General features: G+C 69.3%; 25 protein-coding genes and 1 pseudogene. 16 read left to right on the top strand and 10 right to left on the bottom strand.

The features are described from left to right. Window positions 1-2 precede the first annotated feature (2 nt). Window positions 3-473: a UPF0158 family protein gene (locus ACLJQ7_RS12585; protein WP_410648356.1), complete on the top strand. Its 471-nt coding sequence runs from the start codon at window positions 3-5 to the stop codon at window positions 471-473. A 20-nt stretch (window positions 474-493) separates the two neighbouring features. Here the strand turns inward: ACLJQ7_RS12585 and msrA are convergent, their stop codons facing one another. Beyond that, window positions 494-988, bottom strand: coding sequence for a peptide-methionine (S)-S-oxide reductase MsrA (gene msrA, locus ACLJQ7_RS12580; protein ID WP_410648355.1), 495 nt, complete (start codon window positions 986-988; stop codon window positions 494-496). 108 nt (window positions 989-1,096) lie between these two features. Here msrA and ACLJQ7_RS12575 point away from each other — a divergent pair, with 108 nt between their 5' ends. The 7 genes and pseudogenes from ACLJQ7_RS12575 (at window position 1,097) to ACLJQ7_RS12545 (ending at window position 11,534) form a co-directional block, all read left to right on the top strand. Then, a complete protein-coding gene (locus tag ACLJQ7_RS12575; protein ID WP_410648354.1) occupies window positions 1,097-1,423 on the top strand; it encodes a hypothetical protein in 327 nt (108 codons plus the stop codon). A gap of 87 nt (window positions 1,424-1,510) precedes the next feature. Then, a complete protein-coding gene (locus ACLJQ7_RS12570; protein ID WP_410648353.1) occupies window positions 1,511-3,004 on the top strand; it encodes a TIGR02677 family protein in 1,494 nt (497 codons plus the stop codon). Then, window positions 3,001-4,221: a TIGR02678 family protein gene (locus tag ACLJQ7_RS12565; RefSeq protein WP_410648352.1), complete on the top strand. Its 1,221-nt coding sequence runs from the start codon at window positions 3,001-3,003 to the stop codon at window positions 4,219-4,221. The genes ACLJQ7_RS12570 and ACLJQ7_RS12565 overlap by 4 nt, the downstream gene beginning before the upstream one ends. After that, window positions 4,218-8,201: a TIGR02680 family protein gene (locus tag ACLJQ7_RS12560; RefSeq protein ID WP_410648351.1), complete on the top strand. Its 3,984-nt coding sequence runs from the start codon at window positions 4,218-4,220 to the stop codon at window positions 8,199-8,201. Before ACLJQ7_RS12565 ends, ACLJQ7_RS12560 begins: the two co-directional genes overlap by 4 nt. Before the next feature lie 469 nt (window positions 8,202-8,670). Then, complete coding sequence (locus ACLJQ7_RS12555) at window positions 8,671-9,891, top strand: DUF222 domain-containing protein (protein ID WP_410648586.1); 1,221 nt, start codon at window positions 8,671-8,673, stop codon at window positions 9,889-9,891. 112 nt (window positions 9,892-10,003) lie between these two features. After that, window positions 10,004-10,183: pseudogene (locus ACLJQ7_RS12550) on the top strand (SAM-dependent methyltransferase); the annotation flags it as partial. A 643-nt stretch (window positions 10,184-10,826) separates the two neighbouring features. Further along, on the top strand, window positions 10,827-11,534 hold the full coding sequence (locus tag ACLJQ7_RS12545) for a hypothetical protein (protein WP_410648350.1): 708 nt from the start codon (window positions 10,827-10,829) through the stop codon (window positions 11,532-11,534). Between the two features lie 2 nt (window positions 11,535-11,536). On the opposite strand, the gene ACLJQ7_RS12540 is transcribed toward ACLJQ7_RS12545, so the two are convergent. Together ACLJQ7_RS12540 and ACLJQ7_RS12535 are read right to left on the bottom strand one after the other, a co-directional pair. Then, on the bottom strand, window positions 11,537-11,698 hold the full coding sequence (locus tag ACLJQ7_RS12540; protein ID WP_410648349.1) for a hypothetical protein: 162 nt from the start codon (window positions 11,696-11,698) through the stop codon (window positions 11,537-11,539). Between the two features lie 51 nt (window positions 11,699-11,749). Beyond that, window positions 11,750-12,244: a hypothetical protein gene (locus tag ACLJQ7_RS12535; RefSeq protein WP_410648348.1), complete on the bottom strand. Its 495-nt coding sequence runs from the start codon at window positions 12,242-12,244 to the stop codon at window positions 11,750-11,752. Between the two features lie 77 nt (window positions 12,245-12,321). Here ACLJQ7_RS12535 and ACLJQ7_RS12530 point away from each other — a divergent pair, with 77 nt between their 5' ends. Next, window positions 12,322-12,858, top strand: a complete 537-nt coding sequence (locus tag ACLJQ7_RS12530; RefSeq protein ID WP_410648347.1) for a TetR/AcrR family transcriptional regulator — start codon at window positions 12,322-12,324, stop codon at window positions 12,856-12,858. Here ACLJQ7_RS12530 and ACLJQ7_RS12525 read toward each other — a convergent pair whose 3' ends face one another. Next, complete coding sequence (locus tag ACLJQ7_RS12525; protein ID WP_410648346.1) at window positions 12,859-13,626, bottom strand: SDR family oxidoreductase; 768 nt, start codon at window positions 13,624-13,626, stop codon at window positions 12,859-12,861. A gap of 249 nt (window positions 13,627-13,875) precedes the next feature. Between ACLJQ7_RS12525 and ACLJQ7_RS12520 the strand changes: the two genes are divergently transcribed. Beyond that, window positions 13,876-14,241, top strand: a complete 366-nt coding sequence (locus tag ACLJQ7_RS12520; protein WP_410648345.1) for a YciI family protein — start codon at window positions 13,876-13,878, stop codon at window positions 14,239-14,241. Next, entirely contained in the window at window positions 14,232-15,449 is a 1,218-nt protein-coding gene (locus tag ACLJQ7_RS12515; protein ID WP_410648344.1) for an RNA polymerase sigma factor, read from the top strand. Before ACLJQ7_RS12520 ends, ACLJQ7_RS12515 begins: the two co-directional genes overlap by 10 nt. Here the strand turns inward: ACLJQ7_RS12515 and soxR are convergent. Then, window positions 15,439-15,885, bottom strand: a complete 447-nt coding sequence (soxR, locus tag ACLJQ7_RS12510) for a redox-sensitive transcriptional activator SoxR (RefSeq protein WP_126730613.1) — start codon at window positions 15,883-15,885, stop codon at window positions 15,439-15,441. The genes ACLJQ7_RS12515 and soxR overlap by 11 nt on opposite strands. Window positions 15,886-15,937: 52 nt before the next feature. Here soxR and ACLJQ7_RS12505 point away from each other — a divergent pair, with 52 nt between their 5' ends. From ACLJQ7_RS12505 to ACLJQ7_RS12495, 3 genes are all read left to right on the top strand, one after another. Continuing rightward, the gene (locus ACLJQ7_RS12505) at window positions 15,938-16,594 is read left to right on the top strand and encodes a hypothetical protein (protein WP_410648343.1); all 657 of its coding nucleotides are present in this window, start codon (window positions 15,938-15,940) and stop codon (window positions 16,592-16,594) included. Beyond that, window positions 16,543-17,367, top strand: coding sequence for an NAD(P)H-binding protein (locus ACLJQ7_RS12500; protein ID WP_410648585.1), 825 nt, complete (start codon window positions 16,543-16,545; stop codon window positions 17,365-17,367). The genes ACLJQ7_RS12505 and ACLJQ7_RS12500 overlap by 52 nt, the downstream gene beginning before the upstream one ends. A gap of 126 nt (window positions 17,368-17,493) precedes the next feature. Then, window positions 17,494-18,573 (top strand): methyltransferase, encoded by a 1,080-nt coding sequence (locus ACLJQ7_RS12495; protein ID WP_410648342.1) that lies wholly within the window; start codon window positions 17,494-17,496, stop codon window positions 18,571-18,573. Here the strand turns inward: ACLJQ7_RS12495 and ACLJQ7_RS12490 are convergent. Further along, entirely contained in the window at window positions 18,542-19,426 is an 885-nt protein-coding gene (locus tag ACLJQ7_RS12490; protein WP_410648341.1) for a LysR substrate-binding domain-containing protein, read from the bottom strand. The genes ACLJQ7_RS12495 and ACLJQ7_RS12490 overlap by 32 nt on opposite strands. A 70-nt stretch (window positions 19,427-19,496) precedes the next feature. Between ACLJQ7_RS12490 and ACLJQ7_RS12485 the strand changes: the two genes are divergently transcribed. After that, window positions 19,497-20,831 carry an FAD-binding oxidoreductase gene (locus ACLJQ7_RS12485; RefSeq protein ID WP_410648340.1) on the top strand — a complete coding sequence of 445 codons (1,335 nt, stop codon included), beginning with the start codon at window positions 19,497-19,499 and terminating at the stop codon, window positions 20,829-20,831. A gap of 79 nt (window positions 20,832-20,910) precedes the next feature. Here the strand turns inward: ACLJQ7_RS12485 and ACLJQ7_RS12480 are convergent, their stop codons facing one another. From ACLJQ7_RS12480 to ACLJQ7_RS12470, 3 genes are read right to left on the bottom strand one after another with little or no spacing between them, the layout of a single operon-like run. Next, the gene (locus tag ACLJQ7_RS12480; protein ID WP_410648339.1) at window positions 20,911-21,321 is read right to left on the bottom strand and encodes a nitroreductase family deazaflavin-dependent oxidoreductase; all 411 of its coding nucleotides are present in this window, start codon (window positions 21,319-21,321) and stop codon (window positions 20,911-20,913) included. Window positions 21,322-21,359: 38 nt separating this feature from the next. Beyond that, entirely contained in the window at window positions 21,360-21,710 is a 351-nt protein-coding gene (locus tag ACLJQ7_RS12475) for a PLDc N-terminal domain-containing protein (protein WP_410648338.1), read from the bottom strand. 37 nt (window positions 21,711-21,747) lie between these two features. Further along, window positions 21,748-22,419 carry an oxidoreductase gene (locus ACLJQ7_RS12470; protein WP_410648337.1) on the bottom strand — a complete coding sequence of 224 codons (672 nt, stop codon included), beginning with the start codon at window positions 22,417-22,419 and terminating at the stop codon, window positions 21,748-21,750. A 73-nt stretch (window positions 22,420-22,492) separates the two neighbouring features. On the opposite strand from ACLJQ7_RS12470, the gene ACLJQ7_RS12465 reads away from it, so the two are divergent. Continuing rightward, complete coding sequence (locus ACLJQ7_RS12465; protein WP_410648336.1) at window positions 22,493-23,341, top strand: PaaX family transcriptional regulator C-terminal domain-containing protein; 849 nt, start codon at window positions 22,493-22,495, stop codon at window positions 23,339-23,341. On the opposite strand, the gene ACLJQ7_RS12460 is transcribed toward ACLJQ7_RS12465, so the two are convergent. Next, window positions 23,338-23,736 carry a RidA family protein gene (locus ACLJQ7_RS12460; RefSeq protein ID WP_410648335.1) on the bottom strand — a complete coding sequence of 133 codons (399 nt, stop codon included), beginning with the start codon at window positions 23,734-23,736 and terminating at the stop codon, window positions 23,338-23,340. The two genes, ACLJQ7_RS12465 and ACLJQ7_RS12460, sit on opposite strands and share 4 nt — an antisense overlap. Window positions 23,737-23,782: the final 46 nt, after the last annotated feature.

Here is a 23,782-nt window from a genome sequence, read left to right as displayed (position 1 = left end):
GCATGCTCGACTTGGAGAAGTTCCACATCGGCGACATCGCGATGGCCCTGCAGGACCAGACCGACTACGAATACTTTCACCTGGTCGACCCACGGACCGGCGAGATGGGCCTGTGGACACAGGACGGCGGGATCGACGGCCGGAATCCGATCGACCTCGATGACGTGGACCTGGTGGTGATCGACCCCTTGCCGTCCGGTGTCTGGTACGAGGACATGGCCGACTTCGCGGCGGGTATCAGCGACGAACGGACCGGCCGACGGCTGGCGAATGCCCTCCGCGGCAAGGGAGCCTTCCGCCGTTTCAAAAACGAGTTACACGACGGATTCCCTGAACTCGTTTCCGTCTGGACCACCTTCAGCGACAACCGCGCACGTCGTCGCGCGGTGGACTGGCTCACCGACAACGGCCTTGTCGACGAAGGGACCGCTGACCGGTTCGCCGCGGAGCATCCGGATCCCGACCTGCCCTGAGGGAGCAGGCCGGGACACGATCAGCGCTCGCCGAGCTGCCATTCCGGCCGCACGTAGTGGCAGGTGTAGCCGTTCGGGATGCGCTCCAGGTAGTCCTGGTGCTCCGGTTCGGCCTCCCAGAAGTCACCGGCCTGGGTCACCTCGGTGACGACCTTGCCCGGCCACTTGCCGGAGGCGTCGACGTCCGCGATCGTCTGTTCGGCGACCTGCTTCTGCTTGTCGTCGGTGTAGAAGATCGCCGAGCGGTAGCTCGCGCCGATGTCGTTGCCCTGGCGGTCGCGGGTCGTCGGGTCGTGGATCTGGAAGAAGAACTCCAGGATCTGCCGATACGAGAGCCGCGCCGGGTCGAAGACGATCTCGATGCCTTCGGCGTGCGAGCCGTGGTTGCGGTAGGTCGCGTTCGGCACGTCGCCGCCGGTGTAGCCGACCCTGGTGGAGACGACCCCGGGGTGCCGGCGGAACAGGTCCTGCATACCCCAGAAGCAGCCGCCCGCGAGAACAGCCTTTTCCGTCACTGTTGATCTCCTTCGGTCGTTGACACCCAGTACAACGTGTCGCGCCGTCCCTGTCATCCCCGTCCAAGTGTGACGGAACGCTTACGTCCACCGTGCGTCTCACGTTAGGTGAAAACCCTGCTCGCGGTCCTCGCCCTCCTCCTGGCCGGCTGCGCGACGGCCCCACCGAGCCCGACACCCGAAGACGCGTTCCGGTTCGGCGGGATTTCGATGCCCGCCGGCGGCAAGGTGCTGGAGACGCAGCACGACCGGGGCATCGACTCGCGCTATGTGGTCGTCCTGACCCTGCCGGCGGAGGACGTGCCCAAGCTGCTCGAAGCGTCGAACTTCGCGCCCGGCGTCATGGAGGACGACCTGGTCGTGGACGGCCGCCGCGTGGTCCGCAAGGTGTCCGTCGACGGGACCACCGTGCGCCTTGAACTGTTCACGACGTAAGCACTCTGCGTGAAAAAGATGGGCCGTTCGGACTCGTCTGGGTGACCCCCTAACGTGTAGTTCCACGCACCAGCCGCCGGAGGACGCATGGATCCGATCCGTGTTCCGCCCGAGATGTTCCGTTTCACCGACGGCAGCAGATCCGGGCTCCCCCTGGCGATCCTGCACGCCTTCGGCGAGGCCAACGAGCGGCTCGAAACGGCGCTCGGGATCGACGACATCCGCACGAGGCTGCGGGAGGTCGGCTGGCTGGAGACGCTGGACGACGAAGACCTCGTCAAGGCGCTGGACCAGCTGAGGAGCCATGGCCACCTCGACGTCGTCCAGAGCCACGCGGGCGACTACCGGACGGCGTCGGAGTACGAGCGCCACAACCTCCAGTACTCGCTCACCCGGCAGGGCGAAGCGGCGTACGCGGGGGTGGTCCGCGCGAACGAGGTGCTCAACGCGTCCGGGGCGCTCCAGACGGCGACGCTCGAGGCGCTGGGTGAGCGGCTCGGCGAGCTCGCGAAGCAGCTCGAAGACGGCACGGACCGGCGCGTGTTCAGCACGCTCATCGAAGTCGAGAGCCACCTCGAAGCGTTCCGCGACAACACCAAGCGCTTCAACGGCGACCTCCAGCGCCTCCTGCACGCCGAAGCCGACCTCGCGACGTTCCACGAGGTCAAGGCGGCCACGGTCACGTATCTGCAGGAGTTCCTGAACGACCTGGAACATCACACGCACACGATCGCCACGCGGATCAAGGAGATCGACGACCACGGTGTCGAGCGGGTCCACCGGCGGGCGCTCAACGGAGCGGCGCTGCCGAACCCCGACCCGCGCTGGCTCGACGCCCGCAAGGCGCGCTGGGACGGCCTTCGCGCGTGGTTCCTGCCCGAAGACGGGGCGACGCCACGGGTCGAGGACCTCCATCGCCTCGCGCGGCGGGCGATCATCACGCTGCTCCAGGTCCTGGATCGGATCACCGAATCGCGGCGGCGCGCGAGCAGCGCGGTCGCCGATTTCCGCGAGCTGGCGCGGTGGTTCACCGTCGTCCCGGCGCAGGAGGACCTGCATCGACTGTGGTCCACGATGTTCGGGCTGAGTTCCGCGCGGCACGCGCACCTCGCCCACGCGGATCCGGAAGTGGTCAGCACGACGGCGTCGTGGCTCGACGCGCCGCCGGTCGAGGTGTCGGAACTGCTTCGCTCCGCGGGCCGCACCGAGCGGTTCACCAGGACCGGGCGGGTTCGCGACGTCAGCGCGATCAGGGCGGCACGGGTCCAGCAGGCGATCGCGGAACGCGCCGAACTCGAAGCGGCGTGGAACATGCTCGACACCGGCGGCGTCGTGCGGCTTTCGGCGTTCGAGAAGCTGGACCACAGCGTTTTCGAGCGGCTGCTCGACCTGCTGGGCCAGGCGCTGGGCAGCAGCCCCGGCACGGGCGGCGCCCGGCGGAGCACGACGTCCGACGGCCAGATCGAGATCGTCCTGCGGCCGCCGCGAAACGGCGCGGTCGCGCGCCTGACCACCACGAGCGGCGTCTTCCGGGGCCCCGACTACGAAATCGAGATCAGTACGGCCGGAGGCGGTGCGTGAGCCTCACCAACCAACTGGTCATCGCGGAACGCGAAGAGGTCGCGCGCGGGATCCGGGCCCTGCTGGCCACCCCGCTGATCGGCGAACGCGGCTCCCCCGACACCTTCGACCTGATCCGGCGCCGCCGCGAGCCCATCCGGCAGTGGTTCGACTACTACTGCGGTTGGACGCTCACCGTCGAACCGCGGCTGGGCTACGCGCGGCTGGTCAAGGTCCGCGCGGCCACCGATCCCACGCGTCCGGCGCGGCGGCTGCGGTCCGGGCGCGCCGCGTTCGACCGCCGCCGCTACGTCCTGCTGTGCGTGGTGGCCGCCGAACTGCTGACCGTGCCGGTGACCACCATCGGCCTGCTCGCCGGCCGCGTCGCGCAGGCGAGCGCCGCCGACGATCTCGTCACCACCTTCGACGTCGCCACCAGGGCGGAGCGTCTCGCGTTCGTGGACGTCCTCGAGCTCCTGGAGTCCTACGGCGTCGTCGAAACCGCGGACGGCGACGCGGAGTCCTTTGTGGACGATCTGGCGGCGAAGGTGCTGTTCCGGGTGGACGCGACCCTGTTGCTGCGGATGCTCGCCGCGCCGGTCGGTCCTTCCCAGCTGGCCGTGCCCGCCGACGACGTCGCGCTGCGGTTCGAGGAACTGCTTGAGGCGGTGTCGCACGAGCAACGCTACGGCCTCTCGTCGGGACGCCACGAGGACACGCCGAGCGCGTCGGACGTCCAGCGGAATCTGTGGCTCCGGCACACGGTCTTCCGCCGTCTGGTCGACGACCCGGTGCTGTACTTCGCCGAACTGACCGCGGAAGAGCGCGCGTACCTCGGCACGCCGACCGGGCGCCAGTTGCTGCGGCGGGCCGCGGAGCAGGGCGGTTTCGTCCTCGAAGAACGCGCGGAGGGCGTGCTGCTCGTCGACGTCGACGGGCTGGCCACCGACGAGCGGTTCCCGGACGACGGCAGCAACGCCAAGGTCGCCGCGCTCCTGCTGCTCGACGCGCTGGACGAGCCGCGGACCACCGATTACCTGCGCAACGCCACCGCCAAGCTGCTGAAACGCTTCCCGCGCTGGGCCAAGACGTACCGGGGCAAGGACGGGGTGCGGCGGCTGACCGTCGACGCGCTCGCCGTGCTGACCGGTTTCGGCCTGATCCGCACCGAAGCCGAACTCGTCCGGCCGCTCCCGGCCGCCGCGAGGTACACCGACCGCACCGAGGAGGCGCCGTGACCGTGACGAGGTGGATTCCCTCCCGTGCGGGCATTCTCAACATCTGGCGCTACTACGACGAAATCTTCGAGTTCCACGACGGGCGCCTGTTGTTGCGCGGCCCCAACGGGAGCGGGAAGTCCAAGGCGCTGGAGTTGCTGCTGCCGTTCCTGTTCGACGCGAGCCTGCGCGCCAACCGGCTGTCGACCTTCGGCACCAGCGAACGCAGCATGCACTGGAACCTGATGGGCGAAGGCGCTTCCGGCGCCACCCGCGTCGGGTACGTGTGGCTCGAATTCGGCATGGCCGGCGAGAAGTGGTTCACCTGCGGCGCGCGGCTTCAGGCCAGCACGCACACCAGTACGGTGCACGCCGACTTCTTCACCACCGATCTGCGGGTGGGCGACGGCTTGCAGCTGGTCAACGAGGCGGGCCAGCCGCTGACCAAGAACGCGCTGGAGGAAGCCCTCGGCGAACACGGGACCGTGCACGACGGCGCGGCCGAGTACCGCGCGGCGATCCGCGCGAAACTGTTCCCCACCTTGAGCGAACAGCGGTACGACGCGCTGATCACCGCGCTGCTCCAGCTGCGGATGCCCAAGCTTTCGCAGCGGCTCGACCCGAGCCTGCTGTCCAACCTGCTCTCCCGCGCGCTTCCGCCGTTGGGGCAGCAGGAGATCGCGGATCTCGCCGAAGGCTTCGAGCGGCTCGACGCGCAGCGCGAACGGCTGGGCTCGCTGGAGACCGAGGTCGACGCGACCCGCGCGCTCGCCGCGCGGCAGAAGACCTACGCCCAGCGAGTGCTGCGCGCGGGCGCCGCGAACCTCATCGACGCGACCACGGAACTCGACGAACTCGCCGCGGCGGCCCGCCGTTCGGCCGAGGAGCACGACGAGGTCGCCGCGAAGAAGGAAGCCGCCGAGAAACGGGCGGTGAGGCTCGAAAAGGACGTCGAAGAGACCGAAGCACGCCTCGCCGGGCTGACCGAATCCGAGTCGTACCGCAAGGGCCAAGAGCTGGACAAGCTGCGGCAACGGGCGTTGTCCACGCGGGAAAAGGCGGAAGCATTGCGCGCGGACGCGGATCGGCTCCGCGCCGAGGCGGACGCCGACGAGGAGCGTTCGCGGGCGGCGAAGCAGGTCGCGAAACGGCAGGCCGACCTCGTGCGCTCCCTGGAGACCGAGGTCCGTGCCGCCGCGACCCGCGCGAACCTGGCCGGGGTGCACGACGAACTCGTCGCCGGACTCGGCGAACCGGCCCGCCTCCGTCCGTTGCTCCAGGCCGCCGTCCGCGGCAAGCGGGACCAGGTCGAAACCCTCGGCCGCGCGCTGGACCAGCACGAACTCGCGGTCGGACGGCGGCACCGGGCCGAGGCGGATCTCGACCGCGCGCGATCGGACTTCTCGGCCACGCAGGAGCGGCTGGACCTCACGACGGCGACGCGGGAACTCGCGCTGAGCGATCTGCGCACCCGGCTCGCCGAATGGGCGATCGGCTGCCGCGAGCTGCGGTTCCCCGACGTGGAAGCGGTCGTCCGGGACGCCGAGGCGGAGGTCGCCTTGCTGGGCAGGCTCGGCGTCGTCGCCGAGACCGTGCTCGAAGACATCATCCGGCGGGAGGCGGCGACCGGTGCCGCGCTGGCCGCCGCGCGCACCGAGCACGACGAACTGCTCGTCGAGGCGGGCGTGCTCGAAACGGAGGACGTCCTCGCACCCGAGCCGCCGCGCACCCGCACGACGGACCGCGCCGAGATGAGCGGCGCGCCGCTGTGGCGACTGGTCGATTTCGCCGGCTCGGTACCGGAAAGCGCCCAGGCGGGGATCGAGGCCGCGCTCGAAGGCGCCGGCCTGCTGGACGCCTGGGTGAACTCCCACGGCGTCGTCGACGGACACGACGTGCTCGCGGAGACCGGGACGCTGCCGGCGGCCACCGGCCGTTCACTCGCCGACGTCCTCTTCCCCGAACCCGACGCGGAGCTCTCCCCGGCGAAGATCCGCCGGATCCTGGAAGTGATCGCCTTCGACGACACGCTCCCCGCCGGACCCGCCGCGATCGGCGCGGACGGCGGCTGGCGGATGGGCGGCCTGTCGGGCAGCTGGGCGAAGGACGCCCCGGCGTACATCGGTTCGTCCGCCCGTCTCCGCGCGCGGGAGCGCCGGATCGCCGGACTGCGGGACAAGATTTCCGTCCGGGAGAAGACCATCGCCGAACTGGAAGGCGAGCTGGCCGCGCTGCGCGGCAGGCGCGAGCTGATCAAGATCGAACGCGCCGCCCGGCCCAGCCACGAAGATCTCCTTGCCGCGACAGGAGAACTGACCGCGACCGAGGCCGAGCTGACCGCCGCCGACGCCGCCGTCCGGCATCTGGAGACCGCCGTCTCCGCGCTGGAGATCGAGGCCAAGACCGCGCTGCACGAGCTGACCGCCCAGGCCTCCGAGAGCGGGTTGCCGACCGAACGCGCGCCGCTGGCCGCGCTCGCCAAGGCCCTGCGCACCTACTCCGACCAGGGCGAGAACTGGTTGTACGAGCACGCGAACCTGCTCACCGCGACCCAGCGGGCCGAGCTGTGCGCCGAACAGGCGGACCGGTCCGAGGCGAACGCGGCCCGCCGTGAGGACGAGGCTTCCGAGGCGGAGGCCGAACGCGTCAAGCTCACGGCGATGCTCGAAGCGATCGAAGGGAGCGCGGGCAGCGATCAGCGCGAAGTGCTCGCCGAAATCGACGGGTTGCGCACGAAACTACGTGACCTGTCGGGCGAACTCCGCGCCGCGAACGCCGACGCCAAAGAGCTCGCGGTGTCGCTGGGCGCGCTCGGCGTCCGCCGCACGACCGACGCGCGGGCCCGCGAGGACGCCGCCAAGAAGCAGGACGCCGCCGCGCACCGGTTCCGGAAACTCGCGACCGGCGTCTTCCCCGCCGACGGCGGAATCGAGGACCTGCCGAAGTTCCAGGCCACCCTTTCCGCCTCCGACGGGGTGCGGTCGGCGCTCGAAACGGCGCGGCTGGTGGCCGCGGCGTGGCCGTCCGTGCCGCACGCGCCGAGCAACCTCGGCGAGGCGCTGCACCGGCTCTCCGAAGCCGTGCACACCTGCCGGAACACCCTCAGCGCGCGGGCGGAACTCGATCTGGAGACCGACGAGGACGTCCAGCTCTTCACCGCCGTCGTCGACGGGCTGCGGGTCGGCGCGGCCGAACTGCTGAAGATCCTTTACGCGGAGGCGGAACAGAGCAGGCACGAGATCACCGACCGGGAAAGCGATCTGTTCGACAAGACGCTGACCGGCGACACCCGCCGCCATCTCGCGGCCCGCATCCGGCAGGCCAACGACCTCGTCGACGGCATGAACGCGCGGCTGGAACGCGTGCGGACCGCGTCCAGGGTCGCCGTCCGGCTGGTCTGGCAGGTCTCCCCCGATCTGCCGCCGGGTACCAAGACCGCGCGGGATCTGCTGCTGAAGGATCCGGATCAGCTGACCGGCGAAGATCGTGTGTCCCTGCACAAGTTCTTCCGCGAGCGCGTCGAGCAGGCGAAGGCGGACGACACGGCGACCAGCTGGGAACAGCAGCTCGCGCAGGTCTTCGACTACACGTCCTGGCATCGGTTCGTGGTCAAGGTTGACCGCGCGAACGGCGCCGGCTGGCAGCTGCTGACCAAGAAGCTGCACGGCGCGCTTTCCGGTGGGGAGAAGGCGATCGCGCTGCATCTGCCGCTGTTCGCCGCCGTCGCCGCGCACTACCAGGCCGCGCCCGAGGCGCCGAGGGTCATCCTGCTCGACGAGGTGTTCGTCGGCGTCGACACCACCAACCGGGGGCAGGTGTTCGGCCTGCTGTCCGAACTCGACCTCGACCTGATGCTGACGTCGGACCACGAATGGTGCACCTACGCCGAACTCGGCGGCGTCGGGATCCACCAGCTCATCACCGGCGGCGACGGCGACGACGCGGTCACCACGGCTCGGTTCACCTGGAACGGTCACGACCTCGCGCCGGCGGGCCATTAGCCTGAGCGCCCCAAACCCCGGCGCAGCGGGGTTCTTTCCGCCGTTCGCCCTTGCCGCCGTGCCGTCCTGGGATTGCTGGTGCTCGCCGGCGGCGAGGCGATGTCCGAGCAGACCTCGGCCGTGCTCAACGCGGCCGCCGGGCCACCAAGGTCGGCGAATTCCCTTTGCCGGTCGGGGATATCGCTGTCGCGCTCGATACAAACTGAACGGGGAACGACGCTGTTCGTTGTCCGGTTGGGTGGTTGCCGGAAAACGGCGACGCCGTAGGCATTTCGGGTGCCCTGCTGACTGAAGCAACCCTTCTACCGCTTCGTGGCTGCCCGCCTGTGGCCTGCTTACCGGAGAACGACGACGCCACTTGGCGGCGGCCCTTCGTCGCCGAAAATCGGTAATGCATTGCGGTGTCGGCAGGGCCGGTTTTGTCGGTGGCGGGTCGTATGTTCGTGGGGTGGACACCTACTCCGCGCCTGTGGCGCTCCTGGAAAACCTCACCGATCCCGAGGTGCTGGCATCGGTCAACGCTGCCGTCGATTCCTTGGACGACAAGGATTCTGTCGCTGTCGCTCAGGCGGCGTCGGCCGGCATCGCGCGGCTGGAAGCGATCCGCTTCCGGGCTGTGGCGCAACTGAACCGGCACCGCGACGGCGCCCGCAGCGTGGCGCAGGAGGTGGCGTTCGCGTTGTCTGTTGTGGACAGTCACGCGGGTGCTGTGGTCGCCGCGGCTGAAGCGTTGACCACCCGCCTACCCCGCACCCTGGGTTTGATGGACCAAGGGAAACTCGGCGGGTTCGGTGCGATGAAGGTCGCCACGGCCACCTCCTGGCTCTCGGACACCGACGCGCGTGCCGTGGACGCGGTGCTGGAGGACCGGATCGCGGGCAAGAACCCCGATCAGATCCGCAAAGCCGCGAACCACGCGGCCACCACCATCGACCCCGACGGTGCCGACAGGCGGGCCGAGGGGCATCGTGACGGCCGACGTCTTACCCTGCGTCACGGCGAGACCGGGGTCGCGTCGGTCGAGGTCGAAGACGCCCCGGTGGAGAAGGCGGCCGCGGCGTATCAGCGGATCGACCGTGCGGCGCGAGCCCTGAAGACCGGTGGCGAGACCCGCACCTTGGACCAGTTGCGCGCCGACGTCGCGCTCGATCTCCTCCTCGGCGGCCAAAGCGGCACAAGCGAACGCAGCGAAGTGTTCCTCTATATGGATCTGTTCACCTATCTCGGTCTGAACAATGATCCGGCGGAGATGGCCGGGCACGGATCCGTTCCCGCGAGTCTGGCCCGCCACATCGCCACCGGACCCAACACGGTGTTGCGGCGGATCATCACCGACCCGCTCTCCGGGCAGGTTTTGGATCTCGGCCGGGGCCGGTATCGGCCGTCCGCGGGGTTGGGCGAGTTCGTGCGGGTGCGGGACCGGGAATGCCGAAGACCCGGCTGCCACCGTCCCGCCCAGGCCTGCGATATCGATCATTCGTTGCCGTGGCAGCACGGCGGTCACACCAACGCCGACGAACTGGTCGATCTCTGCCGCCGCGACCACCGCTTGAAAGACGAACCCGGCTGGACCTACCGGCTCGCCTCGGACGGCACCCTCACCGTCACCACCCCCACCGGCCAGAGCTACGACAGCACACCACCGCCGCTCCACCGACCCCGGCCAGCCGACGAACCACCACCATTCTGAGCCGGTCGCCGGAAAACGGCGACGGCCCTACCCGGTGGACGAGTTCTCCAGGCGCCGCGCCCCGTGCCTAGGCCGAGTCCTGCAAGTCTTGTTCGCGGCCTTCGCGCCCGGGCGGTCCCTGGCGGCGAACGGTCTGATGCCGATCTCGGTGGTGGATCTGACGGCGGACACGATCCCGTACTGGGAGCTGCGGGCGAAATCGTCGGTGGCGACCGGGATCGAAGGACCGTTCCTGGACGCCTATCGCGAGGGCAGCTTCCACTACCTGCTGATCGCCGCCGACCGCGTCTGATCCCGCGAGCCATCGGAGCAAGCGATGACCGCCTACCGCCCGTGGGGCGACGGATCGGCGCCGCCGCTGTATTGCCCCGGCCCCTGGCGGCACGGACGGATGCGGCCGAGTACGACCCGGTACGAGGCCGATCCTCCCGCCCCGTCAGGAACCACCTTCACGAAGCCCATCAAACAGACTTACCGGACACGGCTAGTCGAAAAACGGTGACGGCCCGCTCGAACGCTCACCAGTGCCAGCGTTGCCGTAGAACGGCAACAGCCCTACTGCAGCTGCCAGAGTGCCTCCGCGCACCCGCCACAAATCAAGCCCGTTCACGTCCTGATGGTCTTGCAGGTACCGAAGCGCGGCCTGCTGCCTCAGCCGCGTTGCCGGAAACCGGCAACAGCCCTGCCCATGCAGCGGACACGTTCTCCAGGCGCCAGTCGTCGCCAGGTACCGAGTTGCGGCCGGACACCCCTGCAGCCTCTCGACCTGCCACATAGCCGAAGCCCGGCAAAACCCACCGCCGTGAGTAGCCAGTATCCAACCCCGAAGCCAAACGACCCCTTATGAGAGAGCCCGACTCCACCCACGGGCTGAGCCAGAAGGCCGGACCGTGATCCGATCCGCGCCACCACCTCGAGCGGCAGGCTCATCGGCTATGGAAACCGATTACGTCTTCCCCGGCCGCCGCGTCGCCGCGGCCTCGATGGTCCTCGGACCGGTCTTGTTGCTCACCGGGACGCTGCTGCGGGCGCCCTTCGACTTCTTCTTCCCGAGCCAGCTCAGGGCGATGAGCGATCACCCCGCGCTGATGACCGCCGCGTACACGTGTTTCCTGGCGGGCAATGTCGTGCTGTGGCCCGCGATCGTCGCGCTCGCCACGAAGATCGGCCGTACCAGGCCGGCGTTGGCCGCCTGGGGTAGCTTGTTCGTCCTTTTTGGACTCTTTGGGCGGACCTTTCACGCCGGGATCGATCAGGCGGCACTGGGACTCGCTGAACGCCGCGGCGCCGGATTCGCCGAGAGCGTGGTCAGCGAGTCGTATCAGGACCTGCATCTGTTCAGTTTTCTGTCGTTCACGATCATGTTCGGCTGGTACGTGCTCGCCTTCGCCGCCTATCGGGCGAAAGTGCTCGGCGTCGTCGGGTCGATCGGGCTGGCGACGATGGGACTTCTGCCGCTCGGCGTTCTGAAAGGTACCGAATTCGTGTCGATCATCGGCACCGCCGGACTTTGTGTCGCGTTGGTTCCGGCCGGTATCCGGGCATTGCTGGAAAGTCCCAAACCGAGCCGCCGGACGATGCTGCTCACCGCGATCGCCGTTCCGGTTCTTGGCGCGCTCGCCTTCGCGAGCACACTGGGCTGAGGTCAGACCAGCCGCGCGGACGTTTTCCCTTTTCTGTCAACGGATTCGTGTTCGCGCCCCGCCGGGAGACAGCTCATCAGCAGTACGAGACCGACCGCACCGAGAAGCATGTGCCCGGCGAGGATGCACAGCCCACAGAATCCGATCCACAATGAGATCTTCATTCTCGGAGAGTAGTGCCGTTCCCGAGAGCGGAGCCCGAACTTGGGAAAGACTTAAGGTCTCCTTTGGGCAAAGGGTCTGTCCGGAGTACGCGCGTAATACACCACCAGTGACGCCGTCGCGGCGAGGAAAACCACCTGCATCAGGCTCCGCGGCACCAGTTCGTCCATCGTCGAAGTCACTGGCCCGTGCAGTGCCTTGTACACGTTCGCCGGGAACATTCCCAGCAACAACAGCGTCAGCCCGGCGGACGCCCACGGCGCCGTGCGCGACCACAGCACGCCCGCGGCACCCGCGAGTTCGAGGACGCCGGTGATGGTCACCAGCAGTCCCGGCGCGGGCAGGGCGGGCGGCACCATCGCGATGAGCTCCTCGCGCATGCCGACGAAGTGGGCGAGACCGGTCGTGACGAACAGCGCCGCGACGCCGCCGCGCACCGCGACGGGCCAGGGCTTCAGGCGCTGGACGCCGAAGACTCCCAGCAGGAACAACGTCGCTGTGACGGCGATCAGCATCAGTACGGGCGCGAGACCGGGATCCATGACCATGCCTTCCGAGCAGTGAATCTTTCCACTGACAAGATGCGCGATTGCGGACCATCTTGTCAATGACTAGATTCAGCGGCATGAGTCCGTACCACCACGGCGACCTCCGCCGGGCCGTGCTCGACGCCGCCGTCGCGGCCATCACCGAACACGGTCCGGCCGGGATCAGCCTCCGCGATCTCGCCCGGCGCGCGGGGGTCTCGCACGCCGGGCCGGTCCACCATTTCGGCGATAAGGCCGGGGTGCTGACCGCGCTGGCGGCCGAGGGATTCGACCTGCTTGCGGACGCGCTCGCGGCCGAGAGCGAGCGGGCTTTCGTCGAGGTCGGGGTGGCTTACGTGCGCTTCGCGATCGAGCATCGCGCGCATTTCGAGGTGATGTTCCGCCCCGAACTCCACCGCGAAGACGACGCTGCGCTGGCCGCCGCCCGTGACCGCGCGGGAGCCCTGCTGACCAGCGGCGCGGCATCGGTCAGCGACGACACCATGGCGGGAGTCGCCGCGTGGTCGTTGATGCACGGCTTCGCGAACCTGTGGCTCACCGGCGCACTGCGCGCCGAACTCCAGGAGGATCCGGACACCGCCGCCCGCGCGATCGCCCGGCTCCTGTTCCCGTGATCAGACCTGCGCCGTGGGCATCACGGTGACCTGCTGAAGGTTCACCCGAGCCGGGAGCGACGTCAGGAACGCCACGGTCTCGGCGATGTCCTCGGGCTTCAGCCAGGTCAGCGACTCGCGCACGCCGTCCAGCCACCGCAAAGCACCGGCGTCGGTGACGTGGCCCTGCAGTTCGGTTTCGACCAGCCCGGGCTCGATCGCCGCGACCCGCACGCCCTTCGGACCGAGGTCTGCGCGGAGGTTCTTCGACAAGTGCGTCACGTACGCCTTCGAAGCGACGTACACGGCGAAGGACGGGAAGACGGCCTGCGCGCCGATGGACGAGGTGTTCACCAGGTCCGCGACACCTTTTTCGGCCGCCGAAGCGACGAGATGCGGGACGAACGCGCCGATCGCGTTCATCAGGCCCGTCAGGTTGACGTCGATCATGCGCTGCCAGTCGCCGGTGGCGAGTTCGTCGATCGGCGCGGCCAGCATCACGCCGGCGTTGTTGAACAGGAGGTCCACGCGGCCCAGTTCCGCTTCGACCTCGGCCGCCGCGGCCCGCATCGCCTCGGCGTCGGCGACATCGGCGGCGAGCACGAGCGCGGTACCGCCGTCCCGCTCGATCTCCTTGGCCAGCGTTTCGAGCCGGTCCGCCCGGCGGGCGATCAGCGCGACCGCCGCGCCGGAGGCGGCGAGCCGCCGAGCGGCCGCCTCGCCGATTCCGCTGGACGCTCCGGTGACGACGGCGACCCTGTTCGCGTGCGGTGCCGGGGAGTTCGTCATCTCTGTTTCTCCTAGGTGGACTCGTTCTCGGTGATGAGTCCAGGAAACCGGGCACCGCCCGGAGATGGCACGGTCTGTTCAGCCCGGGTCCGGCAGTACCAGTCACCCCGGATCGCGGCCTGTCCGACCAAGGGACCCGGATCGACCTGCGACGATGTGCCCACGAAAAACAATTCCCGCCGGATGTCGAATCGGCGGGACGCTCTTCGTGTAGGTGATGACAAGCCGCTCCGACTTCAGGAGGACGCCATGACCCAGTACCTGATCAGCCTGTACCAGCCCGACGGTCCTGTCCCGCCGCCGGAGTTCCTGGAGCCGATCGCGCGCAAGATCCAGGCACTCGACGACGAGATGAAGGCCGCAGGAGTCTGGGTCTTCGCCGGCGGGCTGCACCCGCCGACCACGGCGACCGTGCTGCGCGCCAAGGAGAACGGCGAGATCGCGATGACCGACGGTCCGTACGTCGAGGGCAAGGAACATCTCGGTGGTTTCACCATCATCGAGGCACTGGATCTGGACGCCGCGCTCGAATGGGGGCGCCGGGTCACCGAGATCACCTACCTTCCGGTCGAGGTCCGGCCGTTTCAGGGCGACGAAGGACCTTCGTGCGTGTGACCACCGAAGACATCGGACGCGTCTTCACCGAGGAGTACGGCCGCGCGGTGGCCGTACTGGTCCGGGTCTTCGGCAGCATCGACATCGCCGAGGAAGCCGTCCAGGACGCCTTCGCCGAGGCGGTGGACCGCTGGCCGTCCAGCGGTCCACCGCCCAGCCCCGCGGGCTGGATCATCACGACCGCCCGCAATAAGGCCATCGACCGATTGCGCAGGGAAGCCGCGCGCGACGACAAACACGCCCAGGCCGCGCTGATCAGCGCCGGCGGTGAACCAGCGGAGGAGGGTCCCGTGCGTGACGACCGGTTACGGCTGATCTTCACCTGCTGCCACCCCGCGCTGGCCATCACCGCGCAGGTCGCGCTGACGCTGAAGCTGCTGGGCGGGCTGACCACCGGCGAGATCGCGCACGCGTTCTTCGTTCCCGAGACGACGATGGCGCAGCGCCTGGTCCGGGCGAAGGGCAAGATCCGCGACGCGAAGATCCCGTACCGCGTCCCGGACGACGCCGATCTGCCGGATCGGCTGCGTTCGGTGCTCGCCGTGATCTACCTCGTGTTCAACGAGGGCTACACGGCCACTTCGGGTGACCGGCTGGTGCGGGAAGACCTGTGCGCGGAGGCGATCCGGCTCGGCAGGCTGCTGACCGCCCTCATGCCCGACGAACCGGAGGCCACCGGGCTGCTGGCGCTGATGCTGCTCACCGAGTCCCGCCGCGCGGCCCGCACCGGCGCGGACGGCGAGGTCGTGCTGCTGGCGGAGCAGGACCGGTCGAGGTGGGGCCGCGAGCTGATCACCGAAGGGCAGGCCCTGGTCCGTGCCTGCCTGCGGCGGAACCAGCCGGGGCCCTACCAGATCCAGGCGGCGATCAACGCCGTCCACAGCGACGCCGCCGACGCGGCGAGCACGGACTGGTCGCAGATCGTCCAGCTGTACGACCTGCTGCTGGCGGCGAATCCGACGCCGATCGTCGCGCTCAACCGCGCCGTCGCGGTCGCCGAAGTGGACGGCCCCGAAGCGGCGCTCACCGTGATCGACGGCCTCGGTCTGGAGGAATACCACCTGTACCACGCCATCCGCGCGGATCTGCTGTCTCGTCTCGGCCGCCGGGAGGAATCGGCGCGGGCCTACGAAACGGCGATCCAGCGGGCCGGGAACAGCGCCGAACGACGGCTGCTGGAACGGAAACTGGCCGCGGTCAGTCCGTGATCAGCCGCGCAGGGCCGGGCCCCTTGGCGGCGAGGACGTCGCCGGGGTTCACCAGCACGCACTGTTCGAAGGACAGGCAGCCGCAGCCGATGCATTCGGTGAACCGGTCCCGCATGCACTCCAGCTGCTCGATGCGCTTGTTCAGTTCGGCGCTCCAGCACTGGGAAGCCCGCTGCCAGAACGCCTGGTCCGGCGCGGCGCCCTCCGGCAGGAAATCGAGCACTCCGCCGATCACCTCCAGCGGGATGCCGAGGTGGTGCGACGCGCGGATGAACGCGACCAGGCGGAGCGCGCTGCGGGGATAGCGGCGCTGGTTCCCGCTGGTCCGCCTGCTGCTGATGAGGCCCTGGCGTTCGTAGAACCGCAGAGCGGAGGTGGCGACGCCGCTGCGCCGGGACAGCTCTCCGATGGTGAGTTCGGACGGCAGCTCGGACATGGTGACGATCCTACCTTGACTTGAACCCTTGTTTAAGTTTCATGCTGGAGGCATGACAGCACAGGGGACCTCCGAAATGACCATCCACAACGGACATTGGCCGACACCGGACGAGTCGACGGTCGTGGTGGCGCGGGAATGGCCGGACGCAGACGCGGCGCGCGCGGCGTTCAAAAGCCTCGAAGGACTCGTTTCCTTCACCGCGTACGAAGGCATCGATCACGACGGCGCCTTCACCTACGAGCAGTGGACCAGCGAAGACGCCATCGAAGACCTGAACGGCGCGCCCGTGTTCCGCCTCTACCGCGGGCAGCGCGGCGAAGGGGCGCCCGGCTGCCTCGTGATCGTCTCGGTCGAGTTCGAGGGCCCCGACGAGCGACGGCAGCGCGACTGGATCGACCTCGTCTTCGAAGCGCTCGCGTCGGAACCCGCGCGCCCCGAAGGCGGGATCTCGGGGTTCTTTCACGTGAGCACCGACGGGACCAAGGTGCTGAACTACGCCGAATGGGCCAGCGCCGACGCCCACCGCGCCGCGCTCGCGGCTCCCGGCGCCGACGGCATCGGGACGACGGACGTGTGGAAGAAGGTGCAGACCTACCCGGGGATGTCGGGCGGGTCGGTCAAGCGGTACCGCCCGATCTTCTCGGCGGTGGCGGCATCAAGCCGATCCTGGTCGCGGGCGCCACGGGCAACGTCGGCTCGCGAGTAGTCACCCAGTTGCGGGCGCGAGACGTTCCGGTCCGGGCCCTGAGCCGCAATCCGCCGTCGGACGGCGTCCGCGGTGACCTGGCGAAACCGGAAACCATCGCGCCGGCGCTCGACGGCGTCGACACGGTGTTCCTGATGCTCGCCGGTTCAGCCGAGGCGTTGGTGCCCACGGTGTCGCTGCTCGGGGAACGGGTGAAGCGCGTTGTGTTCCTTTCCTCGGGCGCCGTCGACGATTCCCTGGCGGAGCAGGACAACGCCATCGGCGCCTGGCATCGCACCGTCGAGGAGGCGATCGAAGCCGCCGGCCTGGAATGGACTTTCCTGCGACCGCACGGATTCGCGACCAACACCCTCGACTGGGCGCCGTCGATCCGCGCGGACGGCGTCGTCCGCGGCGCGTACGGCGAGGCGTCGATGCCGCTGATCCACGAGAAGGACATCGCCGCGGTGGCCGTCGAAGCACTGACCGGCGATGGGCACGCGGGGGCGAAGTACGCGCTCACCGGCACCCGGCCGATGACGCAGGCCGAGCAGGTCCGGATCATCGGCGAGGCCGCGGGCCGCCCGGCGCGCTGGGAGGAGATCCCGCTCGAAGAAGCACGTGCCGCCCTGCTCACGAAGATGCCGGACTTCATCGTCGACACGATGCTGGCCGGGTTCCAAGGGCTGGTGACGGAACCAGGCGAGGTCACATCGACCGTCCAGGACGTCACCGGCAGGCCGGGGCTGGACTTCGAGGTCTGGGCGGCCGACCACGCCGCCGCTTTCCGGTAAGCTCGGGTTCGTGTCGACGCCGGTTCATGCCGCGGTGGTCCGCTAGCCACCGTTCCTGACCTTGTCCCCCGACGAGCCACGCCCGCGGGGTCTCTTCGCCGCAGGCAAATCCAGGAACGGAAACCCATGAACCCCCTGTCCACAAAGGACGGTGGTCGGCGCTGGCTGACCACCGTCGGCACGAAAATGCCCCGGCCCGTCGTCGCCGTCGATGATCGCGTCACCGCCGACGAGGCGTTCCGGCTCGCCGCGTCCGGCACCGGTCTCGCCTGGCACGGCGACTTCCCCGGCGCGCGGAACCTTCTCGCCGCGATGTCTCGGCGTTGCGGTATCGCGGCCGGGAAACCCTTCCAGGACCAGCGGAACCATCGAACACGCCGGGCGCGGATCCTCGGCAGGCTGCTGGTCCCGCTGGATCCCGGCCACGTCCTGCCGTTACGCCGCGGGCCGGACGTGCGCGAGGCCTGCACCGAGGTCTACGGTCCGTCCGAAACCGCGTCGCTGGTCTCCTTGCGTGAGCTGCTGGGCGTCGTCGGCGCGCACGAGTGGCGGGTGAAGGGTGTCGAAATCCCGGCGCTCGACGGGAAAATCCATCCACACCACGGGGTCTTCTCCCCCGTCCGCGGCGAGTACGTCGATCTGGTGGCGAGAACTCCGTTGCCCGCCAAGGAACTGGCGTTCGACATCGGCACCGGTACCGGTGTGCTCGCCGCGGTCCTCGCGCGTCGAGGAGTCGAACGCGTGGTGGCGACGGACAACGAGCCCCACGCGCTCGCCTGCGCGCGGGAGAACTTCGCCCGTCTCGGTTTCGGCGGGATCGAAACCCGCCACGCGGACGTGTTCCCGCCGGGTCGCGCGCCGCTGGTCGTCTGCAATCCGCCGTGGCTGCCCGCCCGTGCGCACACCCCGCTCGAACGGGCCGTCTACGACCCGGGAAGCCGGATGCTCAAGGCGTTCCTCGACCGGCTGCCCCGGCACCTCGAACCCGGCGGGGAGGCGTGGCTGATCCTGTCCGACCTCGCCGAACTGCTGGGCCTGCGCACGCGCGAACAGCTCCTCGACGCGTTCGAACGGTCCGGCCTCGAAGTCCGGGGCCGGGAGGACATCCGGCCGCGGCATCCGCGCGCCAACACGAAGGAGGTCACCTCGTTGTGGCGACTCAAAACGGGGCGGCTCACAACCCGAGCAGCGCCCGTGCCTGACTGATGAACACGCGGGCGGCGGGGCTGACCGGCCCCTCCGTCCGCCAGGCCAGCGCCAGTTTCGCCCGCAGGCCGGCGGGTCGCGTGATCTCCATGGCGTGCAGTTCCGTGTAGTGCGTCGCCAGCGACATCGGCACCACGGCGACGCCGAGCCCGCGCCCGACCAGTTCGGCGACGACGTTCGGGTCGCCCGCCTCCAGGGTCACCCTCGGCTGGGCGCTGTCGGCGAGGAACGCCGCGTCGACGATCGCGCGCATGCCGGTGCCCTTCGGGAGGCTCACCAGGGAACGGTTTTCCAGCTCCGACAGAGTGATCGTGGCCTGCTCGGTCAGCGGATCCTCCGGCCCGGAGATCGCGACGAGCGGCTCGTCGAGGACGACCTCCAGCCCGATCCCCGGCGGGGGTTCGCCGGAGACCCCGATCAGTGCGACGTCGAACCGGCCGTCGGCGACACCCGCGAGCAGGACGTCGGAGGTCGCCTCGGCGAGCGTGATGTCGACCGCCGGGTGCCGCTCGTGGAAACGCGCGAGCAGATCCGGCAGGTTGACCGGGCCACGCGAGGACACCATGCCCATCGCGACCTGGCCGCGGACCAGCCCGGTGAGATCGTCGACCGCCTGCCGCACCCCGGCGACGGCGGCGAGCGCGGCCCGCGCGTGCGGGAGCGCGGCGGCGCCGACCTCCGTCAGCCGCACCGCCCTGGCCGACCGGTCGAGCAACGGCTGCCCGAGTTCCCGTTCGAGGCGGCGGATCTGGGCGCTGACGCCGGGCTGCGCGACGTGCAACCGCTCGGCGGCTCGGGTGAAGTTCGCTTCCTCGGCCACCGCGACGAAGTATTCGAGCTGGCGGAGTTCCATAACCGATGATTCTAGTTGCCAGACAAACCAGATCTTGGACTTCTGGCCGAATCGAGACCACGCTGGTGGAATGACCACGATGCTCCGTTCCGGCGACCCGGATTACGACAACGAACTCGCCGGTTTCCAGACCGCAGTGCCCCGCCGTCCCGACGTCATCGTGCCCGCCGCGTCGGCCGCCGACGTCGTCGAGGCCGTCCGTCACGCCGTCGAGCACGACCTCCCGATCGCCGTCCACTCGACGGGACACGGCGTCGGCGTCCCCTTCGTAGGCGGCGTCCTCGTCACCACCCATCGGATGACCGGGATCCGGATCGACGACGGGATCGCGCGGGTTGAAGCGGGCGTGCGCTGGGGTGCGGTCATCGAGGCGGCCTCGGAGCACGGGCTCGCGCCGCTGAGCGGCTCCTTCCCCGGCGTCGGCGTCGTCGGCTACACGCTCGGCGGCGGGTTCAGCCTGCTCGGCCGCAAGTACGGCCTGGCGGCCGACCAGGTGACCGCGATCGAGGTGGTGACCGCCGACGGGGAACTCCGCCGCGCCACCCCGGACACCGAAAGCGACCTGTTCTGGGCGCTGCGCGGCGGCCGCGACAACTTCGGGATCGTCACCGCGCTGGAGTTCCGGCTCGTCCCGGTCACCCGGCTGTACGGCGGCAGCCTGCAATTCGGCACCGAATCGCTGTCCGCGGTGCTCCACGCCTGGCGCGACTGGGCGGCGGACATGCCGCGCGAGATGACGTCGTCGCTGGGCATGGTCCCGATGCCGGACCTGCCGATGGTGCCCGAGCCGCTGCGCGGGCAGCACGTCGCGCAGATCCGGATCGCCTACCTGGGTGACGCCGCCGAAGGTGAGCGCCTCGTCGCCCCGCTTCGCGCCGCCGCCCCCGTTCTGGGTGACACGCTCGCCGAACTCCCGTTCACCCAATCGGGCAAGATCGCGAACGAGCCGCCCTTCCCGCACGGCTACCGCGCCGACAACGCCACCGTGTCCGAACTCAACGACGCGATGCTCGACGCGATCCTCGAACACGCCGGCCCGGGCGCCCCGGTGCCGACCGTCGTCCTGCTGGACCTGCTCGGCGGCGCGCTGTCCGACGTACCCGAGCATCCCGGCGTCGGATGGGACCGTGAAGCGAGCTTCACCGTCCGAGCCCTGTCCGTGGTGGACGACGCTTCGATCGCCGAGATCCGCAGCGCGCACGCGAAGCTGTTCGACGCGCTGAAGCCCTGGTCGACCGGCAAACTGCTGACCTTCGTCTACGGCGAGAGCGCGGCGGGCGAGGAAGCGGCCAAGGTGTACTCCCCGGCCGATCTGCGGCGGCTCGCCGAGGTCAAGGCGGCCGTCGATCCGGCGAACCGGTTCCGGCTGACACACAACGTCGAACCGGCGCGTGCCGCGAGGTGATCCTCCCCCGCGTTTCGTCCTCTGGATGCGGTACTTGCGCGTGCAACTACCGCATCCAGAGGACTGAATGCGGGACGAGTCAACGCGAGATCGTGACGATCGGGATCACCCGATCGGTCTTCTTCTCGTAGTCGGCGAAGCCCGGCATCAGGCTGACCATCTTCGCGAAGAGACGGTCACGCTCGGCGCGGTCCACGACGGTCGCGGTCGCCTCGAACTTCTCCGTGCCGACCTCGATGGTGACCTTCGGGTTCGCCAGGATGTTGTGGTACCAGGCCGGGTTCTTGTCCGCCCCGGCGTACGACGCGGCGACGACGTACTTGCCGTCCTCCTCCGCGTACGCGAGCGGCGACGTGCGAGGCTCGCCGCTCTTCGCCCCGGTGGTGGTGAGGAGCAGCAGCGAGCCGCCCTCGAACGGGCCGCCCACCTTCCCCTCGTTCTCGCGGAACTCCTTGATGATGTTCTTGTTCCAGTCGAGCGCTTCGGACAACTTTCCTCCAGTGTCGATCTTCTCGACACCGAGGCTACTCAGCCTTCACGGGCCTTGCGGCGCTGTTCTTCGGCGCGTTCCCGGCACTTGCGAAGGAATTCTTCGTCGCCCTCGGCGCTCGTCGCGGCGAAGCGGCCCGGCCGGTCGTACTCCGGGAACGCCGGCGTCTCACGCTCGAAGCGGCCGCGCGGGGCTCGGGCGGCGTGCTGCGGACGACCGGCGACCAGCCAGACGATCGAACCGATCAACGGGACGAGCAGCACCAGCAGCAGCCACATCCCCTTGGGCATGTTGCGGCAGGATCCCTCGTCCGTGGTGATCACGTCGACGATGCAGAAGATCCACAGACCGAGCGTGAGAACGCCGAAGAAACCATTGAAATACAGCATCGAAAGACTCCCCAGTTCCAGATGACCGGGGTAAGTCTTAGCACAGGAGCGCGTCGAGAATTCCCGCGGCCACCCGCCGCGCCTGCGTTTCCCCGGGGCACCGCTTGGGCCCTGCGCCGAACGGACGTTTCGTCAGGTCCACCTCGACCACCTCGCCGCCGACCCACCGCCGGGTGACGCGGACCGGCGGATCCTCACGCAGGATCCGGTCGAGCAGTTCGTCGACGTCCTCGCCGGGCCGGTGGGCGGCCAGCGCTTTGCCGAGCAGCTTGGCCGTCGCGTCACAGGCCTGCACCAGGAGCCCGATCCGCGCGGCCGTCCGCTCGTCGGCGTCACCACAGGTTTCGACCAGCCGTCGCATGGCCGCTTCGGCGCCGGCCCCGATTTCCGTGTGCGGATGGTAAGCGCCGGAAACCTCCGCGATGTCGCGCGAAACGTCCGGCAGGCCGAGCTCCGCGGCCAGTACGGCCACCGGGACCGTCCACACGGTCCGTTCCACCGGCGCGTCCCGCATTTCCCTGGCGAGCGCGAAAGCCTTGTCCCGCAAGGACTTCATCGGTGCGAGCTCGGCGAGCACCAGCGCCCGCCGCCGCGCGTGGTCCTCCGGGCGGCTGAATCGGGCGACGTTCGCCCGCAACCACCGGACGCCGCCCGGCTCGGCGTCCTGGGGCACCGGCGGGACGGGGGCTTCGATCAGCGGATTCTCCATACCGTGACACTAAGTGCGGAACGCTTCGGTCACGGCCGAAACATGAGCACATCGTCGTTGTTATGGTGACCGGGTGACGGCCGTGTCGGAGGCAACCGAAGTCGACGGCGCGGGGCGAACGGCGCAACCGCGTCAGCTGATCGTGACCGTGTACGGGCTCTATTCCCGCGGTGAGGGCGGCTGGCTCTCCGTCCGTTCCCTGATCGATCTGCTGGCGGGCGTGGACGTCGAAGAACCGGCCGTCCGGTCATCGATCTCCCGGCTGAAACGGCGCGGGATTCTTTCCGCGGTACGCCGGAACGGGGCCGCGGGTTATGAGCTTTCCGAAACCGCGCTGGCGATCCTGCGCGAAGGCGACGAGCGGATCTTCCGCCGCGAACGCGCCACCCCCGGCGACGGCTGGCTGCTCGCGGTGTTCTCCGTCCCGGAAGCCGAACGGCACAAAAGGCACGTTCTTCGCACTCAGCTCGCCCGGCTCGGCTTCGGGACGGCGTCGTCCGGGGTCTGGATCGCGCCCGCGCATCTGCGCGACGCGACCTCCGACATGCTGCGGCGGCTCGAACTCGAGGGGTACGCCGATCTCTTCCACGCCGAGCACCTCGCGTTCGGCGACGTGCGGGAGAAGATCCGCGACTGGTGGGACCTCGATCAGCTCGAGTCGCTGTACACCGCCTTCCTCGACGAGCACGCGGCCGCGCTGCGGCGCTGGCAGCGGCGTAAGACCACGGGCGAGGCCGAAGCCTTCGCCGACTACGTCCGTGTGCTGACCGACTGGCGGCGCCTGCCCTACCTCGACCCCGGCCTGCCCGCCGAACTGCTGCCGCCGGGCTGGGCGGGCATCCGAGCGTCGGACCTGTTCTTCACGCTGCACGCGCGGCTGGGCGAAGCCGCGGCCGCGCACGTCTCACGCACCCTGCCTTAAACGACCGCGAAGCCCTGCACCTCCACCAGCGCCTCGACGTCCCAGAGCCGGCTGACGCCGATGCCCGCCATCGCGGGATATTCGCTCCCGGCCAGCCGCTTCCACACCGCGCCGATCTCGCGCGCGTGGGCGCGGTAGTCGTCCATGTCGACGATGTAGATGGTCACGCTGCACAGGTCCGACGGCGTCCCGCCCGCCGCGCGCAACGCGGTGAGCAGGTTGGACAGCGCGCGTTCGAACTGCTCGACCACGCCGTCGCCGACGATGCGGTTCTCCTCGTCCAACGCCGTCTGACCGGCGAGGAAGACGAATCTCCCGGTCGCGGCGACGGCGTGCGAGAAGCCGGAGGGACGGCCGAGCCCGGGCGGGTTGATGCGCTCCATACGGGTCAGCATATCCCGTATCGTTGACGGTCGTACATACTGCGACATACCCTGGGCG

It is taken from the genome of Amycolatopsis sp. cmx-4-54, assembly GCF_046548895.1.
In the GTDB taxonomy this organism is placed as follows: Bacteria; Actinomycetota; Actinomycetes; order Mycobacteriales; family Pseudonocardiaceae; genus Amycolatopsis.
This window is presented reverse-complemented; position numbering and strand designations above follow the sequence as displayed.